General features: G+C 43.4%; 18 protein-coding genes. 11 read left to right on the top strand and 7 right to left on the bottom strand.

Annotation, left to right across the window (positions count from 1 at the left end; genetic code table 11):
- Positions 1-4 precede the first annotated feature (4 nt).
- The 5 genes from xylB (at position 5) to tkt (ending at position 6731) form a co-directional block, all read left to right on the top strand.
- Positions 5-1465 (top strand): xylulokinase, encoded by a 1461-nt coding sequence (gene xylB, locus G337_RS0122345; RefSeq protein WP_028865819.1) that lies wholly within the window; start codon positions 5-7, stop codon positions 1463-1465.
- A 63-nt stretch (positions 1466-1528) separates the two neighbouring features.
- Positions 1529-2806, top strand: coding sequence for an MFS transporter (locus G337_RS0122350; protein WP_028865820.1), 1278 nt, complete (start codon positions 1529-1531; stop codon positions 2804-2806).
- Between the two features lie 144 nt (positions 2807-2950).
- Positions 2951-3658 (top strand): hexitol phosphatase HxpB, encoded by a 708-nt coding sequence (gene hxpB / locus G337_RS27140; RefSeq protein WP_084605574.1) that lies wholly within the window; start codon positions 2951-2953, stop codon positions 3656-3658.
- 62 nt (positions 3659-3720) lie between these two features.
- Positions 3721-4686 carry a transaldolase gene (gene tal / locus G337_RS0122360; protein WP_028865821.1) on the top strand — a complete coding sequence of 322 codons (966 nt, stop codon included), beginning with the start codon at positions 3721-3723 and terminating at the stop codon, positions 4684-4686.
- Between the two features lie 35 nt (positions 4687-4721).
- On the top strand, positions 4722-6731 hold the full coding sequence (gene tkt / locus G337_RS0122365; protein ID WP_028865822.1) for a transketolase: 2010 nt from the start codon (positions 4722-4724) through the stop codon (positions 6729-6731).
- A 178-nt stretch (positions 6732-6909) separates the two neighbouring features.
- Here tkt and G337_RS0122370 read toward each other — a convergent pair whose 3' ends face one another.
- From G337_RS0122370 to G337_RS0122385, 4 genes are all read right to left on the bottom strand, one after another.
- Positions 6910-7782 carry a TraB/GumN family protein gene (locus G337_RS0122370; protein ID WP_028865823.1) on the bottom strand — a complete coding sequence of 291 codons (873 nt, stop codon included), beginning with the start codon at positions 7780-7782 and terminating at the stop codon, positions 6910-6912.
- Positions 7783-7798: 16 nt separating this feature from the next.
- Entirely contained in the window at positions 7799-8269 is a 471-nt protein-coding gene (locus G337_RS0122375) for a GFA family protein (RefSeq protein WP_028865824.1), read from the bottom strand.
- 98 nt (positions 8270-8367) lie between these two features.
- Positions 8368-8721 carry a hypothetical protein gene (locus G337_RS0122380; RefSeq protein ID WP_028865825.1) on the bottom strand — a complete coding sequence of 118 codons (354 nt, stop codon included), beginning with the start codon at positions 8719-8721 and terminating at the stop codon, positions 8368-8370.
- A 182-nt stretch (positions 8722-8903) separates the two neighbouring features.
- Positions 8904-9335 carry a hypothetical protein gene (locus G337_RS0122385; protein ID WP_028865826.1) on the bottom strand — a complete coding sequence of 144 codons (432 nt, stop codon included), beginning with the start codon at positions 9333-9335 and terminating at the stop codon, positions 8904-8906.
- Between the two features lie 302 nt (positions 9336-9637).
- On the opposite strand from G337_RS0122385, the gene G337_RS0122390 reads away from it, so the two are divergent.
- From G337_RS0122390 to G337_RS0122415, 6 genes are all read left to right on the top strand, one after another.
- Positions 9638-10201, top strand: coding sequence for a sugar O-acetyltransferase (locus G337_RS0122390; RefSeq protein WP_028865827.1), 564 nt, complete (start codon positions 9638-9640; stop codon positions 10199-10201).
- 55 nt (positions 10202-10256) lie between these two features.
- Entirely contained in the window at positions 10257-10598 is a 342-nt protein-coding gene (locus G337_RS0122395) for a 5-carboxymethyl-2-hydroxymuconate Delta-isomerase (RefSeq protein WP_028865828.1), read from the top strand.
- Between the two features lie 134 nt (positions 10599-10732).
- The gene (locus tag G337_RS0122400) at positions 10733-11485 is read left to right on the top strand and encodes a substrate-binding periplasmic protein (protein ID WP_028865829.1); all 753 of its coding nucleotides are present in this window, start codon (positions 10733-10735) and stop codon (positions 11483-11485) included.
- 235 nt (positions 11486-11720) lie between these two features.
- The gene (locus G337_RS0122405; RefSeq protein WP_028865830.1) at positions 11721-12806 is read left to right on the top strand and encodes an agmatine deiminase family protein; all 1086 of its coding nucleotides are present in this window, start codon (positions 11721-11723) and stop codon (positions 12804-12806) included.
- A gap of 18 nt (positions 12807-12824) precedes the next feature.
- A complete protein-coding gene (locus tag G337_RS0122410; RefSeq protein ID WP_028865831.1) occupies positions 12825-13502 on the top strand; it encodes a response regulator transcription factor in 678 nt (225 codons plus the stop codon).
- Positions 13502-14752, top strand: a complete 1251-nt coding sequence (locus G337_RS0122415; RefSeq protein WP_028865832.1) for a sensor histidine kinase — start codon at positions 13502-13504, stop codon at positions 14750-14752. The genes G337_RS0122410 and G337_RS0122415 overlap by 1 nt, the downstream gene beginning before the upstream one ends.
- Positions 14753-14860: 108 nt before the next feature.
- Here the strand turns inward: G337_RS0122415 and G337_RS27145 are convergent, their stop codons facing one another.
- The 3 genes from G337_RS27145 to G337_RS0122430 all read right to left on the bottom strand — a co-directional run bounded on the left by G337_RS27145 (position 14861) and on the right by G337_RS0122430 (position 18794).
- Positions 14861-15376 (bottom strand): hypothetical protein, encoded by a 516-nt coding sequence (locus G337_RS27145; RefSeq protein WP_051303527.1) that lies wholly within the window; start codon positions 15374-15376, stop codon positions 14861-14863.
- Between the two features lie 416 nt (positions 15377-15792).
- On the bottom strand, positions 15793-16422 hold the full coding sequence (locus G337_RS0122425) for a PEP-CTERM sorting domain-containing protein (protein WP_028865833.1): 630 nt from the start codon (positions 16420-16422) through the stop codon (positions 15793-15795).
- 488 nt (positions 16423-16910) lie between these two features.
- On the bottom strand, positions 16911-18794 hold the full coding sequence (locus G337_RS0122430) for a DUF5610 domain-containing protein (RefSeq protein WP_028865834.1): 1884 nt from the start codon (positions 18792-18794) through the stop codon (positions 16911-16913).
- Positions 18795-18987: the final 193 nt, after the last annotated feature.

Genomic DNA, 18987 nt, shown 5'->3' on the forward strand with positions numbered 1-18987 from the left:
GGTTATGTATTTAGGTATCGATCTTGGCACTTCTGAAGTTAAAGCGATTGTCATCAATGGCAGTGGAGACATTGTTGCCAGTGAAAGTATGGCATTAACTATACAGCGTCCATTTACGTACTGGTCAGAGCAGCAACCAGAGCAATGGTGGCAAGCGACGCAGCAGATTATTCCAAAACTACGTGATAAATGTGCTCAACATTGGGCAAAAATCAAAGCAATTGGTTTATCAGGGCAAATGCATGGCGCAGTGCTGCTTGATGAAAATGGAAAATCTTTGCGTCCTGCAATTCTTTGGAATGACACACGCTGCGCGAAAGAGTGTGAAGAATTTGAAAAAGCGGCTCCGAAGTTACACGAGATCGCAGGAAATTTGGCGATGCCCGGCTTCACTGCTCCAAAATTGATGTGGGTGAAAAAACATGAGCCAGAGATTTTTTCGCAAGTAAAAACAGTGTTATTACCTAAGGATTATTTACGCTATCAAATGACTGGAACTACTGTGTCTGATATGTCGGATTCAGCGGGGACATTATGGCTTGATGTTGAAAAAAGGGATTGGTCTGACTATTTGTTAGAGAAATCGGGTATGCACCGCTCGCAAATGCCGTCGCTGGTAGAAGGGAGTGATGTTTCTGCAGCGCTATCACCAGAAATCGCTATTGAATGGGGGTTAGCTGATGATGTGGTGGTAGCGGGGGGCGGTGGAGACAATGCCGTTAGTGCGATCGGTGTTGGTGCTGTTACGCCCGGTGATGCGTTTATTTCGCTGGGTACCTCGGGTGTTATCTTTGTGGTTAATGAGCAGTATAGCCCGGAGCCTGCCTCTGCGGTACATGCTTTTTGTCATGCATTACCGCTGCGTTGGCATCAAATGAGTGTGATGTTAAGTGCCGCTAGTTGTTTGCAGTGGTTTTGTCGACTCGTAGGGACTAATGAAGCTGAGTTATTGTTGGAAGTGGAACAGTTAACAGAGCAGCAAAAGCAGTCCGCCCCTATTTTTCTTCCTTATTTATCGGGAGAAAGAACGCCGCACAATGATCCCTATGCCACAGGTAGTTTTCATGGCATGACGCATAACACGTCACGTGCGGTGCTTGGTTATTCGGTTATTGAAGGGGTTAGTTTTGGGCTTGCTGATGGATTGTCTGCGTTGCAAAACTCAAAAACTAAGATCACGCAATGTTCGCTCGTTGGAGGAGGAGCGAGGAGTACGTTCTGGGCTCAACTACTTGCAGATACTTTAGATCTACCCATTGTTACCCATAAAGGAGGTGAAACGGGGGGAGCACTAGGAGCGGCTCGACTTGCTCGACTTGCCGCTGGCGGTAGTGAAAACGATGTATGTAAGAAACCTGAGGTATCTAATATCTATATAGCAAATAAAGAGATTAAAAAGCATTTAAAAGAACGTTATCAAACGTTTAAAGATATTTATCAGAATGATCTTAAGTTAAGAAAGTAAAAAATAATCCACCGCGCCTTGACAGACAGGGCGCTGTTAATCAATCGAATTTGAGGAAAACTGATGGAAACAGTAAATAAAACGTGGCTAGGTTTGCCGTTAAATTTAATTTGGGGCTATGTCGCGATCGCTATTTTTATGACAGGTGATGGTTTTGAGCTAGCCTTTTTATCACGTTATATTACTGAGCTTGGCTTTAGCCCTGCGCAGTCTTCAATGGCGTTTACCTTATATGGTTTAGCTGCAGCGATTGCAGCCTGGGTATCTGGTGTACTTGCAGAAATTATTACTCCGCAAAAAACCATGAAAATTGGTTTTATCTTATGGTGTATATTTCATGTATTATTTTTAGTTTTTGGCTTAGGTGATGCCAATTACCCTCTGATTTTATTATTTTATGGTATTCGTGGATTAGCTTATCCTCTTTTCTTATATTCATTTATTGTGGTGATTGTAAACAATGTACGCAGTGACTCTGTAAGTTCGGCACTTGGCTGGTTCTGGACTGTGTATTCTATTGGTATTGGTGTGGCTGGTAGTTACATACCTAGCTTTACCATTCCAATGTTCGGTGAAATGGGTACGCTTTGGTTAGCTTTAGTCTTCTGCCTGGCCGGCGGGATCATGGCAATGATTGCACTGCGTAATGTGAAAGTCCCCACGCATATGCAGTCATTATCAAGAAAGGAGAAGTTTACCGAACTGAGCCGTGCAGTAACGCTAATTTATACCAATAAAAATATTCTTGCTTCAAGTTTTGTACGTATCGTTAATACGCTTTCACTATTTGGCTTTGCCGTGATTATGCCGATGATGTTTGTTGATGATCTTGGTTTCACGACCTCTGAGTGGTTACAGGTTTGGACCGCTTTCTTCTTTGCCACGATTTTCTCCAATGTATTTTGGGGGGTGATAAGTGAAAAAATTGGCTGGATACCAACAGTACGCTGGTTTGGCTGTATCGGCATGGCGTTTTCTACTTTAGCTTTCTATTATATCCCCCAGCATTTTGGTCATAACTTTGCGGTGGCACTTATTCCAGCCATTATGTTAGGAATCTTCGTTGCAGCCTTTGTTCCTATGGCGGCTGTCTTCCCGGCCTTGGAGCCAAAACATAAGGGAGCCGCTATTTCGGTTTATAACCTATCAGCAGGCCTTTCTAACTTTTTAGCACCAGCGATTGCGGTCATTGTTTTACCTTACTTTAGTACCCTTGGTGTTGTCATAGCTTATGCAGGTTTATACCTTATCGCTTTTTGGGTGAGCTATAAAATTGAAGTAAAACAGCCTGGTTTTGGTGAAGAAAGGAGGGAATTAGAGGAGGCCGTAACTTTGGTTTAAGCCGATTAATAGCACAGATAACATCTCTTTAGTAATTAAGGTCGATAGAAACAGAGTTGTATGAGAACTTTGTTTCAGCCTTACAAGTCACAATAGTCATTTTTTGCTAAAGAACTGAATAACCATAAAATAGGCAATAATTAGATGAATAAAAATACAGTTATCTTTGATATGGACGGGGTCATTATTGATTCGGAACCTTTTTGGAGAGAAGCACAGATTAATGAGCTAGCTAAATATAACGTTACAGTCACTGCGGCTGATTGTATCCAGTTCACAATGGGAAAGCGTTTAGAGGATATCGCTAAGGTTTGGTGCTTACGTTATCAATTAGTAGTTTGTCCCTCTATCTTACAGCAAGGCATAATGCAGTCAGTAATTGAATTAATTCTTGAGCAAGGTTGTGCTAAGCCCGGTTTGCATAGCCTATTAAATTATTTAAAAGAGCGTGAATTCAATATCGGTTTAGCAACCTCTTCAAGCAAACCTATTATTAATGCCGTACTACAATCTTTAGGAATTCACTCCTATTTCAGCATTATCTGCAGCGCGGATGATGAGCCTTACGGTAAACCCCATCCAGATGTTTATTTAACTACAGCGCAACGTTTTCAAGTTAACACAGGGCAGTGTCTTGTTATTGAAGATAGTGTCACTGGCATGATTGCAGGTAAAGCGGCGGCCATGACAACTTGGGTGGTTCCAGAGAATAGTCAGAGTCCTGAATTTAGTATTGCCGATGCAGTTTTTAGTTCACTCATTGATGTTCGGCAGCACTTAGATCGCGTTATAACGAAGAATATAAACAATAAGACCCATAGTAATACTGCACAACTAAAACAAGCCATTTAACTTAATAAAGGAGCTGCCAGCAGTATTATTATTAAATACCCATGCTGGTAGATTGAAAGCCAATGAATTTACTTAATCAACTTAAAGAAAAGACAACAGTGGTCGCGGATAGCGGTGATATTGACTCAATTAGAGCATTAAACCCAGTGGATGCTACTACGAATCCCTCACTGATTTTACAAGCGGCTAAACTGCCGCAGTATCAACATTTACTGACGGATGCGATAGCAAAATCTACCCTGCAGGGGAAAGTAGATATTGATGATATCTGCGATCAGTTAATTGTTAATTTTGGTTGTGAGATTTTAAAACATATTCCCGGCCGCATCTCTAGTGAAGTGGATGCTCGTCTCTCTTTTGATACTCAAGCTAGTATTGAGAAAGGACGTAAGCTGATTGCATTATATGAGCAGGCAGGGATCAGTAAAGAGCGGGTGTTAATTAAAATAGCCTCAACGTGGCAGGGTATTAAAGCGGCGGAACAATTAGAAAAAGAAGGGATTGCCTGTAACCTCACGTTACTGTTTAGCATGGCGCAAGCGGTCGCCTGTGCAGAGGCGAATGTTACCCTTATTTCTCCTTTTGTTAGCCGCATTTTAGACTGGTACACAAAGAATGAAGGGCGATTTTACGCTGCCAGTGAGGATCCGGGTGTTCGCTCAGTTAGCGATATTTATAATTATTACAAACAGTATGGTTATAAAACGGTGATCATGGGAGCGAGTTTTAGAAATATAGGCGAAGTGATTGAGCTTGCTGGCTGTGATCTATTGACTATTTCTCCTGCACTATTAACAGAATTACAAAACACAAAAGGTCGTTTGGTGACTAAGTTATCCGCACACAAACTAGAGAAAAAATCACAGGACACCATTCAGCCTCTTAGCGAAGCTCAGTTCCTTTGGTTACACAATCAAGATGCTATGGCCACGGAAAAACTGGCTGAGGGTATTCGGAATTTTGCCTTAGATCAAAATCGACTAGAAGAAGTGCTGATACCGATGAGCACCCCAAAAGCAAGCGCCTGATAAGTATATTAAACATAAAATAATAGGATAAAACAATGACTCTCCGTAATGAATTAGCCAACGCAATTCGTGTATTAAGTATGGATGCGGTGCAGCAAGCCAAATCTGGTCACCCCGGTGCCCCCATGGGAATGGCAGATATTGGTGAAGTTCTCTGGAACGATTTTTTAAAGCATAACCCCACGAACCCAGCATGGGTGGATCGCGACCGGTTTGTATTATCAAACGGTCATGGCTCAATGCTTATCTATTCACTGCTGCATCTATCGGGCTACGACCTGCCCATTGAACAGCTAAAACAATTTAGACAATTACGTTCTAAAACCCCGGGGCACCCTGAATATGGTTATACTCCAGGCGTCGAAACCACCACCGGGCCATTAGGGGCAGGTATAGCCAATGCCGTGGGTATGGCCATTGCGGAAAAAACCTTAGCAGCACAATTTAACCGAGCCGATTTTAATATTGTTGATCACTATACCTACTGTTTTTTAGGTGACGGCTGTTTGATGGAAGGTATCTCTCATGAGGTTTGCTCGTTGGCCGGCACCTTAGGATTGGGTAAATTAATTGCCTTTTGGGATGACAATGGCATATCTATTGATGGTCATGTTGAGGGCTGGTTTAGCGATGATACTCCGGCTCGCTTTTCCGCTTACGGCTGGCATGTGGTCAGTGGGGTGGATGGCCATGATGCGGCTGCGATCAAGCAGGCGATAGCAGCGGCCAAGCAAGTTACGGATAAACCAACGCTTATCTGTTGTAAAACCGTGATTGGTTTTGGCTCTCCCAATAAATCTGGCAGTCATGATTGTCACGGCGCCCCGCTGGGTGATGATGAAATTGCAGCTGCTCGTCAGTACCTTAACTGGTCACATCCCCCTTTTGAAATCCCAGATCATGTTTATGATGCTTGGGATGCGAAGGTGAAAGGAAATGATGCTGAACGAGAATGGCAGCTGCTATTTGACGCCTATCAAGAGAGCCACCCTAAACTTGCCCGTGAGTTTGAACGGCGTGTAATAAACAATGAATTGCCTTGTGATTTTGCTGAAAAAGCGGATCAATTTATTGCGCAATGCCAAGCCCAAGGTGAAAATATCGCCTCGCGTAAAGCCTCACAAAACGCCATTGCCGCTTTTGGCGCATTATTACCGGAACTGCTGGGGGGATCGGCGGATTTAGCCGGCTCCAATTTGACCCTATGGTCTGGATCCAAGGGAATCAGCAGCGAGGATGCCAGCGGCAATTATCTATTTTACGGCGTCCGTGAATTTGGTATGAGCAGCATTATGAATGGTATCTCCCTACATAATGGTTTTATTAATTATGGGGCGACCTTTTTAATGTTTATGGAATACGCACGAAATGCGGTGCGTATGTCCGCTTTAATGGGGATTCGAAATATTTTTGTGTATACCCATGACTCCATTGGTCAAGGGGAAGACGGCCCCACTCACCAGCCTATTGAGCAGCTGGCCAACTTGCGTTTAACGCCGAACCTGCAGACTTGGCGTCCCTGTGACGCGACCGAAAGCGCAGTGGCGTGGAAATTAGCCATTCAGCGTAATAGCGGACCAAGCGCACTTGTTTTCAGCCGACAGGATCTAATACATCAAACGCGTGAACAACAGCAAATAGCTGCTATTGAAAAAGGCGGTTATATCCTAAGTGATAGCGAAAATACGCCAGAGCTTATCTTTATTGCCACTGGCTCGGAGGTGGAGCTGGCCAGTGCTGCTGCTAGAAAACTGCGTGAGCAAGGGCGTCAGGTACGAGTGGTTTCTATGCCTTGTACTAATCTTTTTGATGCCCAATCCAGTGACTATCAAGAGTCGGTACTACCGGCGGAAGTCAGTAATGTGATTGCTATTGAAGCAGCCCATGTGGACTTTTGGCACAAATATGTGGGGCGCAAGGGGAAAATTATCGGCATGAATCGCTTTGGTGAATCAGCGCCGGGGAGTGTGCTGCTAACACACTTTGGCTTTACTCTGGAGAACGTGCTCGCGGTGGCAAGCAAATGTTGTAGAAGAATAAGTTAGCAGCCATTAATGTCTCTGGGGAGAGGGAGCTGGTCACACCATTGCCCTGCTCATCACTCGGCCGTGAAAATCCTCAGAGTCCTTCCAATTAGTAATACAAGATGTTGTTAATTTTAAGTTCCATTATTGATAAAATAACCTCTAAACTCTCACGTAATCCATGGGAGATAGTAATTACTTAAGGTTTAACCTTAACCTGAGTTACCTTGTAACCTTCTTTTTCCAGACGCTGCAGTATGCCGTCGGGTCCTATTAAATGCCCTGCTCCTACTAAGATATATTCTGTCCCGGGTTCTTTAAACATGCTTTTAATTTTCGGCAGCCAGTTATTATTGCGCTGCACAAGCAGCTGTTCGTAGACTTCCGGGAAATCCTGTTTCATCTCACTTATAAACAATGCCTCCAGTTGTTTTCGATCACCGTTACGCCAGGCTGAAACAACCCCCTCATACATGGATTTGAGTTCATCGAGATCATGCAGTGATGAACGGACAAACTCCTCTTCTTTTCCTTCTCCCATTTTAGATAAAAACGACAGCTGCTGCTCAAGGGTTTCAAGCTCACCGACAGGCATGCCGTCTGCAACGGCACGTTCATGAAAATAGGCATCTACTCCTTCTATATTCACACCTAATCGTTTCAGCTCTGTCATCTGCAGCACTGTCACTATCATGCTGGCTTTAAACGACATAAGCGAATTAACATTCATGCCTCTTTGGGAAACAGCGTCAGATAATTTTTCCATTGTCTCAGGGCTGAGCAGTTTATCTATGCGGCTGCCTGGTGCAGCTGTCATTGATTTGAGCAGTTTTCCTTGTGCCTCAGGATCAGATAAAGCGGCAATATCCGTTTCAAAAAAAATGCGGTCACTGTTCTTGTAGGCGATATCAAACTCAGGCGGCAGCGGAAAATCAGAGTGACGTAACAGGTGAACGGTTCCCCCGATATAAATACTCTCTTCCCCTAAACTTACTTTCCAAACTGAACTCTCAGCCTGCACCGTCAGGCTGCAGAAAGTTAATGCTAAGGTTTTTAATACAAATTTAAACATAAAATTGTCCCATTTTTTATTTGCTTAGTTTCAGCCTTTCATGCCATTGCGCGATACTTTCTTGCGGGTATTCTGAAAAGCATTTGTCATTCGGCTTGCTCTCAACCTCTACCCAGTTTGCTTTGCTGCCGAGCATTATATGGCTTCTTTCCGGCGGTACTGGTAACTCGCTGTCTATTGCTGATGCAAACAGATAAACAAATTCCGGCCATCTTGGATCATAAACCCAGAGTGCACTCGCGCAATGCTTACAAAAATTACGTTCACCGGGACTTTCTTGACCGTTTGTTACGGCATGATAGCATCCGGTATTTTCCTTGCCCTCAATTTTTAATGTACTAGCGTCTGCACTTATATTTATCGCAAAACCGCCGCCGCCGGCAGTTTTACGACATATCGAGCAGTAACATAAATTAAACGGATACGGATAATGAGATTCAGCTTGAAATTTAACTGAGCCGCAGTGGCATGAACCTTTTAATAACATAATGTCCTCACTTGGTTGTTTAAATCAACGCAGCTTTTAGCAGCGAATAACTGCAGGATAGAGTGTAAAATATAAATGAGCATTCTGCTTTTCGGTTACTAATGCTGGACCGATACAGAAACTCTGAATTCCCACATATCATCCACCTCTCCAATTTCTAGTTTGGCCTCGCCCCCCTCAGGGTTTAGGATAAAAACCGATTGGAGAACAAAATCACCACAGGCAATGTCACTTTCAACAAGTAGCGTATTATCTGCCTGTTCTAAAATCTGGCTTGAATAGGTACAACTATCATTACGAACTTGCTGCCAGCGCCCATCTACAATTTTCAATTGCGGACTAAAAAGCGTTTTATCATTATGTTTCATCGTCGCGGCTAAATCATAGCTTTGACTCGCATTAACGTTAACGCTTATGACCAAAAGCAGCAATACCGCCAATTTTCGACTCATTTTTATAACTTCCTTATATTACCGGCGCCACAAACAGCTGCGCAAAATCATTTCTAACGGAGTAACCTTTAAATCTCCTATTTCAGATTCAAACTTACTCGAAATTGGAGAGCCTAAAGCATTTTGTGGTTAGACATAATATTCATCACTAACTGTCCGATTGTTTATGCTTTTTTACAAAGCTAACAGTTTTTAGAGATTGTAGCTTTCACAACGCGAATTAATTCATCAAACTGTCCCCTACTACTATGATTTCGCCCAATTGAACCTTTATTACCGTTAACCTTTGTAATATAAAGTCTATATTTTGGTCTTAAAATAAATCCAAGCATGAACGCAACTGCAACACAAAAAATTGAAACGATTACTTGCGGGTCCATTGTACTTTCTGTGATTATCTCTGGAAGTATCAAAGCTATAAGAAACCCTGGAAAAAATGAAAACAACAATCCCCAAACTGAAAGGGTTGCGCCTGCAACTAATTTATTTTTAAAAAAGCTCTCTACAACTTCAAGATCTGCTACATTTTTAAGTTTTTCCGTATAACCGAGATACTTAAACTCTTCAGCAGTAAGGTGATATTTTCCCTTTGAATAGATAAATTTCTGTTCCATGTGTACTTCCTTGTATAACGAGGCTGTAGAGTTATCCATTTCCAGCCGGATCATTTAAAAACGCACAGTAATTTATATTTGATTGATATTCAATGGATTTCATGTATTTAATAACTAATCCTGATTACCCATAAAACTCAGTCATACTCAATAGCCTTTGTGGCAAAGCTGGCGTTCGCAGTGCTACGTACACGATTTTGAGCGCCAGGCCTTTAATCTTGACCCTGTGTCTATTATCTGTTCTTCTTGCAGTTCAAAACTAAAAACCCGCCAGCGTCGAATAAAATAGAGAGAAATCGAAAATGAGTGAACTGCATAAGATGCTTTCGGGCGGCATTTACGACCCTAGTGATGATATATTGTCTGAGATGCGCTCAAAAGCCAGAAACCTCACCTTCAAGTACAATCAAACAACTAGAGCACAGAAAGAAGAGAGAAAAAACATTCTTACTGAACTATTCGGCAGTATTGAAGGAAACATCAAAATAGAGCCGAATTTCAATTGTGACTATGGGCAGAATATCTCCGTAGGCGATAATTTTTATGTAAACTTCGGCTGCGTAATACTGGATTGTGCAGAGGTTAAATTCGGAAGCAATTGTTTTATCGGCCCGCAGGTTGGTATCTATACAGCCTGTCACCCAGTTAATCCAATTGAAAGAAACAGCGGTGTTGAATTTGCAAAACCGATAATTATTGGTGATAACTGCTGGATTGGCGGTCACGCAGTCATTAACCCGGGAGTTACTTTAGGTGACAATGTTGTTGTTGCCTCAGGAGCTGTTGTCACTAAAAGTTTTCCTGACAATGTCGTAATCGGCGGAAATCCCGCTCGAGTACTTAAGCAGGTAGAAACACAACAGTAACTGCAGCCGAACTCAATACAACTGCTGAAAAGACGTTACATTACAGGAGAATCTAGTGCCGCATTGTATAGTTGAGCACTCATCAGCCATAGATGGAAATACTTTAATGCCGTTAGTATTTGCAGGAGCCCTGCAGTCTACATTATTTGAAGCAGATGGAAGTGATATCAAAATAAGGACATTGTCTTACTCTAATTACCAAACCGGTAATCAGAAAATAGATTTTGTGCACGTCACTTTAAAAATACTTTCAGGGCGTAATATTGATCAAAAATCAATGCTGTCTCAATTAGTTGCAGAACAGCTAAAAAAATTAGGTTTGATTAACTGCTCTATAACGGTTGAAGTTGTAGATATTGACAGAGCAGCTTACTCCAAGGCAGTAATGCAGGCATAACAAGCGGCCGGCTCCTACATTTTGCTCTTATAAACAGAAAACAATAAAAATACCATCAGGGCGCTCCCTGATCAAAGCCTGCTTGTCAGGCTGCTGCCGTATACTAATATTATCTTAGTGAAAAGGAGATTCCAATGAAACGCTTAATCCTGCTTTGCCTTCTATTCCTTAATATTGGCTGGAATTCCGTCTTCGCTCAACAGGCTTTGGTTTTGGCAACTGTAAACAACTTCCCTCCTTTTAATTATATGCAGGACGATGTGTTAACAGGGATTGATATCGATATTGTCAAAGAAATGGCCAAACGTCTGAACTTAGAAATTAAGATCACCTCAGCTCCCTGGAAAGCGGTTATGCATCATATCGAAACAGGCCGGGTGGATGGAGGGTTTGCAGCATTTATGACCCCGGAACGGCAGCAGTTCAGTCTTTATACAGCCCCGCTGCATGACGAAACCATGTACCTTTTTATGAGAGAAGATAACCAGTTTCCTTTTACCTCACTGCATGACCTGGACGGGAAAATTATCGCCAAAGAAAACGGCGCATTCATCAGCGATGCTTTTACCCAGGCCATAAACACAAATATGTTTACCGTGCATGAAGGTGATAACGTCAAGAACCTTAAGATGCTTGAGATTAATCGATTAGATGCTGTCATCGGGCATCTGGAAGTAATGCAGCACCATCTAAATACGCTCAAGCTAAACCAGCAGATTTTCCCGCAGGCCCCCATCGGCGAGAAGCAAAGCGCTTATTTGATTCTTTCTAAAAAATCCAAATATCCAAATATCCAGAAACTCCAGCAGGAGATAAAAATCGTGTTAGAAGAGATGCACAAAGACGGAACATATCAACGTATCAGCAGCCATCATTTAATGAAGTAGTTCTACTGAATGTTTTAACACTATGGTTCATTTAATTTCAAATTAAATGTGCATAAATATTAGACATCCCGCCCTTTTCCCAGCCTGCACCAGTAAATAATACCGCTGACAATAAATCATACCGGACTGCATAATTAATTTTACTTGATAGCGCAGCACGTTACCTTCCCGTTACCCGGTCTTTTATAAACTAGCCCTGTCAATTCGCTGCAAACACAAACAAAAGGAAAGGCTTATGTTCTGTTCTTCTCGCTATCTGCAAAATATTGTTATCTTAAGTGCTTCAATGGCTTTGACTGCATGTTCTTCCGAGTCAGTCCCCGCCGCCGCCTCAACTACCCCGACAACAACCTCAACGGAGTCGCCGTCAGCAATAACCCCGGCCGACACAGCTAACGTACGTGTTCCAGCTGAATGGGAGCCCCAGGCTGCCGTTTGGATGCAGTATCCGGATCAATGGGAATCGGCTATGCGCCCGGCATTCGCCAGGATCGTTTCCGTCGTACAGCAGTATCAGCCGGTACATATGCTTACCCGCAGCGAGCAGGAAAAAACTCAGGCTCAGCAGTTATTAAGCGAACTAGATGTCTCTGATAAAAATATTCAGTGGCATGTTGTGCCGTTCGACAATGCCTGGATGCGTGACAACGGCCCTATTTATGTCACCAACGGTAAGAAAACCTGGATTCAAAACTGGAGTTTTGACGCCTGGGGCGGCAACTTTGGCGGCACAGTCAGCTACAGCAAGGATAATCTTATCCCGGACTATGTCGCCAAACAGCTGAATGTCGAGTCTAAACAATACCTTGACTACATATTAGAGAAAGGTAATGTAGAGGTGAACGGCGACGGCATTCTGGTGATCAACTGGGACTGCCAGGATCAGCGTAACCCGGGTATGACTAAGCAGGAGCACGAAGCTGTCTTAAAAGAAAAGCTCGGGGTACACACCATTGTCTGGGCTTATGGTCATTACCCGGAAGACGGCACAACCGGCCACATTGACGGCACAGCGCGATTCATCAGCAGTGATACATTAGTTATCACGGTTCTTGATGACAGTACGACAGACGATCAATTAGTGACCGATACGCAGGCGGCCGGGCTCAAAGTACTGCGTTATAACGGCAATCCTAACTGGCTGGTAGGAAACGGCTTTATTGTTGCTATGGGCGAACAAAATGACGATTATAATAAGGAGCTGCAGGTGCGGCTGGAATCCTTCTATCCCGATAGAAATGTCTACCTGATCGACGCTTCTATTATTGCTGAAGCGGGAGGTGGTATACACTGTGTCACCAATGATCAGCCATTGTTTTAATTCAAAAGGAGCCGTTGAATGCAGATACTGTTGGTTGAAGATAATATGGACCTGGCTGAACTGATTATTGAATATCTGCAGGCCGAAGCTATTGACTGTGATATCGCCTATAACGGCTCCATGGCCCTTAATCTCCTGGAAAGTAATTCCTACCAGGTAATTGTTTCTGATGTGATGATGCCGAAAATGGACGGCTTCAGCTTCCTGGATAAACTGCGCGGCGGCGGCAGTCACACGCCCTGTATGCTGCTCACCGCTCGAGACAAGCTGCAGGACAAACTTACCGGCTTTGAAAAAGGCGCTGATGATTATTTAGTTAAGCCTTTTGAGCTGGCCGAGCTGACCGCACGAATCAAAGTCCTGGCACATCGAACTCTCCCGTCTGCAGATAAAATTAACATTGCCGGCCTGGAGATCGATCTGACCGCGCAGCAGGCCTGTCGAGCGGGTCAGCAGCTGATTCTAAGCGCAGCCGAATGGCGGCTGCTGGAGCTCCTGGTCAAACACAGCCCGTCAATAGTAGCCAAAGTTGATATCGAAAACTATGTCTGGGGCAGTGAAGCACCGTCCGGAGACGCACTGAAGATGCTGATTTATCGATTACGGAAAATAGTCGATCTGCCAAATCTCAGCCCTCTTATCACCACCGTCCGCGGCCGGGGAGTGATGATAGCCGCACCGCAGGAGCAGTCCTAATGCTGCCGCGCAGTATCAGCCGTTACATTTCACTGCAGATCATTGTGCTGGTTACAGTGGTTATGCTGGTATTTATCGCCATGATCAATCTGGTGTATGACTGGGGCACCGATGATTCCGTACACTACTTTATGAGCATGAAAGCAGAAAACTATATCCAGCATAAACGTCCGTCTGAAAGTAATGCATCTATCGTGGTTTATCCTGAATACAGCAGTTTGCCCGAAACTGTTCAGAAAATATTCGAGAATCACTCCTGGCTGGAGGAGGAGCTCTATTATGACTACCAGAACGGCCGCCATCTTTACCTGCTGCCCTACTATAATCCCGGCACAGAGCAGCTGCTTTTCGTATTACACATCTATAATGAGTCGCCCGATACTGCCATGCCCGGCCTGACTATTGGTGGAATGACTGCTATGTTAGCCCTGGTCCTAGCGGTGCTGAGTATCGGCGTTATTTACAACCTAGGCTGGTCTGTATTAAGGCCTGTCAAAGCATTACGCGAATGGAACCGCCAGATAGCCTCAAAAGATCTACAATCTAAAAACACACAGCGGCGTCCCGATTTCCGTTTTGACGAGCTCAATGAAGTGGCCGGGCAGATCCAAAGCTCACTGACCGAAATCAGTCAGCGCAACGAAAAAGAAAAGCAGTTATTACGCGCTTTAAGTCACGAGCTGAGAACGCCTCTGGCAATCACTAAAGCTTCATTAGAGCTGATCAACAAAACCGAACCGCAGCTGACGGCAAAACTCAGCAGTAAGCTGAGCAAGATCCAGCGAGCCAATACTAATATGTGCGCCACCAGCGAAACCCTGCTGTGGTTATGGTCCGATGACTTAGCTCAGTTTGAAACTCAGCCAGTCAACCTTGGTGAAGTCATTAAACATGAGCTGGAGCACAACCGCTATTTAGCCGCCGATAAACTGCTGGATATCAGCCTGTTTGAGCAGGAAGCGATGATTGAGGCTAACCCGGTACTGGTACAGATACTGGTGCGTAATTTGGTTAGAAATGCCCTGCAGTATAGCTCGGAAGGTAAACTGTTGATCGATTATCAACCTGATGCGGGGTTAACAATCACAAATCCAGTCGCTGTTGAAACTGATCATAGCAATGAATTTAATGATTACGGCTATGGTGTAGGGCTGTACCTGGTCACCACTCTTTGCCAGAAAACGGGCTGGCAGTGCACAATTTCACAAGAGACTAAGCAGTTTAAAGTTCAAATAGGTAAATTTGTTTAATAACCCCTGCTTGTCATATCGACAGCAAGGGCTCTACATCGTTTATCAAAGAGTACTGTCTCTGGATCGCAGACCATCAAGAGACAGCGCAGAACGTGAAACTAGTGATTATAGGAATTTATCTAAGGTTCGATATCTAATCTGGCGAATATTCTGCACGCCTTTCGCATTTTTATGGACAGCATTAAAACTTAACATTTCCGGGAGCCAGATAAGATTATTAGCTAAATCCAGAATTTCCCAGCCGACGGGTGAGCCGAGTCCAATACAGCCGTTCTTATTTCCGGCGGCACAGCCTGCTCCTGTTGCCAGCATCCCATGGATAAGCTTTGGTTTACCATCTGTTAAAGAAAAAAAGCCAAGAAAACTGCCCTGCGGTACTTTCCACATCTCCTCACGAGAAGAAATAACCGGATCATCCATACTGACAAAGTGTGAAAAACTTTCACTGGTTATGCTTTTAAGAGTCGGATTCTTGGCCTCACTTATTCCTTTTGAATCAAATGCACAAGTAACAACCGCATCCCAGCACATTTGGCTGGACAGCTTTAAAAAACCGTCTGAGTTTTTATTTGTAGCGCAATACGCGGCTCTTTCAGCAGCTATCTTTCCTTTTATAAACATATGCATTTCCTCATTAGTATTCTGAGCTAAGCATCATATCTTAATTTTCAAAACTGAGCATAAATAGAATTACAATCAGAAAAAATTTGACTAGAGATTTTAAGCATCAGGGACAGATATTTATCTTGTCCCAGTACCTTTTATCTGCCTTATTGAAACTCAAAACTAAAGACCTGGCACCGTCGTTTTCTGCAGCTTCCAACGAATAAGCAGCAGTTGATGGAATATTTCCAGATATAAGAGATGACAGCAAAATCTCGCGTGTCTCGTCCTCAGAGCTGAGCCTAATCCGCAGACATCAGTTCAACAAACACCTGTGCAGATTTTTAGATCTTCTAGGGCCTGTTTATCTTTGCTCTTTGCCCCCAGCAGGATCAAAGATAAACAGGCCCTAGGTGCTAGATATGATCACTGAGCTACGATGCCGAAACGTGGAAATTACGTCGCTTAAATCCTAATCCTAGCAGAGCGAGGCCCAGAATTGCGAGGGCTGGGGGCTCTGGTATTTTCACAAGCAGAGACGCGACTATACCATCGGATTGTCCTTTAGGAGCAAATCCGCCATATTGAACCCATCCCTCGTCTCCATCAATCGAGACTACTGCGTAGCACGACATAGTAATATCAGCATGGCACTCGCCGTCGTTACCGTAAAACAATCGTGAGTCAGGCTCTGCTGACCAGGCTTGAAATGTGTCTCTGAACCAGGTAACGCCAGCATAGTTATCTGTCGACCATCCGGACTCTGCAATGGATCCCAGCAGTGTTTCTGCTTCGGAGCGAGCGGCATACCTCCAGTCAGTACCTTCAAAAGGATACAGAGGATTCACGCTGCCTATTGTTCCGTCAAGCTGGGGTTCGATCCAGTTTCTGGACTGATCTAACGTATATGGCAACTCCAACCATTCAAGACCGCCGAGATTGATACCCAGGCTGTCGGATGCTTCGTCTGCGATCACAGTTGCCCGTGTGCTGCTTATCATTCCTATTGTTAGTATAAGTAGAAGAGCAAAACTGGTCGTTTTGTGAATAACGAGTGATGCCATAACAACTCTCCTTAGTTAGTTAATCGGGCAATCTCACATTAGATGTAGCAATGATTGCACCAGATTAGAAACAACCATAAAAAACAGACTGTTAAGTGTCCCTGCAAATTTACCGACGGGCGAAGTGTAAGATATCTCGACGTTTGGGGTTATTGATGGAAAATCAAGATGTTCACGGACCGGAGGATCGCTTATGGTCTGCTGAAACTCCTGCAGCGAAAACACAGGCCGTCATATCTTTTTGTGCGTACTAAACATGCAAGATTACATCTTCAGTGAAAAGCGCCGGAAGTTCAATTTCAGAGTCGCCAGTGCCGCTGCGCGGTTAAAACTGCACTTCCAAATATAAAAACAGCTCCTTAGTTTTACAGCTGCAGTCACAATGGGATTGTTATCTTTTAAAGTGGCAGGGTTAGAAAAGGCTCTATTTTTCTCAGTGTCGATCGGCCAATACCTTTAATATTCAAGCCATGCTTTGAACACTACCACTATTTCAGCACATCTAATACTTCATCCAACAGTTTTTTCTGAGATTCAATACTCATCTCAATCACTTTGGCGTCACGGAAATCTTGCTCTGTTTTAATTAACAGCTCAGCATTGTAGTTGTAGGTTTCACCGCCCTCTATTTGAGAGGTTATTTTGTCGCCAGCCATAAACCCTTTTTTGAATTTTTCTTGTCCTTCAAGCCTGCTTAGTTCTAAACTCCCCTCTTTCAAGAAATATAAACTATTGCTGCTTTCACTCTCCCGTTCTGTCTCCTGGAATCGGTACTCACCTAAACCATGATATATTTTTTCGCGCAGATACTCTTTGCTGTCACGGTTTTGTTTCATCGCCTGCATTGAAAAATCCTGAATAACCGCACTCACTTCATATTTTTCATTTAATCGATGATCTCGTTCACTAATACCGCCGCGCATCACGCCGTCAAATTGAACTGTGCGTGTTTGTTTTACGGCATCTTTAATCCCGTCAGGGGTTGTTTCAACAGCAACGCTAGTTCGCTGTTTTAAATCAATCTGGTAACCGGTTTTAAGATCCTGCCCCCCCTGACTGATCATACCGCCTTCATTACTCATAAAATTCGCACTAAAATCAACCATACGGTTAAAGCCTTCTTTAAACCGGGCTTTATCTTCATCTTTCAAACCTAAACGGGTGCTCTGTTCATGATTCATTTTAGTAAACAGTGTATCGGCTAACGTTCTCGCCTGATCAAACTTTTTATCCGCTTTATCAAGGCTTTTACCAAGATCTTCAGCTAAATTCATAAAATTTGTCAGCGTATTTTTAAACAGATCACTGCTTCTATCTTTTTCTTTTTCGTTTTCATTAAATTTATAACTTGCATCAGCGGCTTCTTCAATCAAATCTAAATACTGAGCCAGTTCATACTCATTTGTTGTACCGCCAAATTTTGAATTTAAACTGAATTTAGCCATCACCTGATTATCCTGAGTCCAGCTCCCCTGCAGATTCTGATCTCGGCCGTCCTGGTCATAATAATATTCAATTGTTTGACCACTGCCTTTAAGATTTAATGAAAAATCAGCTAGCTGCCTGCCGTTAAACTCTTTAATTCCCATTATTTCATTTAGATCACCGCCCGCTAATAAACTGTCCGAAGCACTGCCGACAGCATTCATCAGATCGCTCAAAGCTTCGTGTTCACTGGCCGATAAGTCTCCTTCAACTTCATATTTCACACTAATTTCATCACCACGCGTTAAATCAAATACACCACGGCTTTGCCTGATTGAAATACTTATTTCATCACCTTCTCTAGTGGTTACCTGTAGAGAGAACTCTTTTTTATGATCCGTTGTTTTATCAAACTGTTCATCCACACCAATCTTCGAGCTTAATTCTGTTACACCTAAACGAGTATAACTCTGGCTTTCGCTGATATAGCTTTCCGTGGCCGGATCAAGTTTACTTAACCCGGCTAATATATTACGTGTTTCACTGTAAGCCTCTTCTGCACCGCGGCTGATTCGATCCATTAATGAATTAAGCTGTTCGGCGCTTTCCCCCTGGGCTTTACCGTAATTAACACGGCGAGTCACTTTATCAATAAATGCTTTATGGGGCTCTGGTTCACCTTGTTCATTTTGACTATAAATTGTCACCCGATTATCGACGGCAGATTCATAAACCTGGTTGAGTTTCTGTGGAGAGTATTCATGCAGCGCAGAACGTAGAATTTGTTTAGTTCTTCTTATATCTTCCGCACTTTGCGGCGCTTCTACAGCTACTTTAGGAGCAGCCGCTGCCATGCTTACTTCTGTCTTGCCGACACTGAGATTGTGTTTCTGTAATGGTACAGCATCGGTTAACAAAGGACTGGACAGATCAAAATGAACGTTCATTAAGTAACTCCAAAGAACAAAGATTGACTCTGTTATCGGCTTGAAAACAGTAAACTTTAGCTGTTATTCACTGTTAAGTGACTATAATTTGACGCAGTGTTGGGGTCTGTTGATCTTTGCCGGCTGAATTTCGTTCAACAAAAAGCAAAGCGCAAGACTTGAGCTCATACATTGAGCAAGTTTTTTTATCTGT

Source organism: Psychromonas aquimarina ATCC BAA-1526 (genome assembly GCF_000428725.1).
Lineage (GTDB): Bacteria > Pseudomonadota > Gammaproteobacteria > Enterobacterales > Psychromonadaceae > Psychromonas > Psychromonas aquimarina.